The following is a 304-nucleotide window of genomic DNA, read 5'->3' as shown; positions in this document are numbered from 1 at the left end:
GTGATACCAGAAGACAACAAACCAGTGATCGAGACAACACCATGAGCGCCACCAGCCTTCCCCTCGAACCGATCGAAAAAGCCAGCATCGACGAGTTGCGCGCGCTGCAGTTGCAGCGGCTGAAGTGGGCGCTGTCGCACGCCTACGCCAACTCGCCGGTCTACAGACGCAAGTTCGACGAAGCCGGCGTGCACCCGGACGACCTGCGCACCCTGGCGGACCTGGCCAGATTCCCCTTCACCGACAAGAAGACCCTGCGCGATAACTATCCCTTTGGGCTGTTCGCGGTCCCGCGCGAGAAGGT

1 pseudogene is annotated in these 304 nt (G+C 61.8%); it reads left to right on the top strand.

Features of this window, described 5'->3' with window-relative positions:
• Positions 1–41: 41 nt before the first annotated feature.
• Positions 42–304, top strand: a pseudogene (locus ACO0K4_RS19700) (phenylacetate--CoA ligase); the annotation flags it as partial.

The sequence above is a fragment of the Undibacterium sp. RuTC16W genome, from assembly GCF_049339445.1.
Classification (GTDB): Bacteria; Pseudomonadota; Gammaproteobacteria; order Burkholderiales; family Burkholderiaceae_D; genus Undibacterium.
The sequence above is the reverse complement of the archived record's forward strand: the minus strand, read 5'-3'. Positions and strand labels throughout refer to the sequence as shown.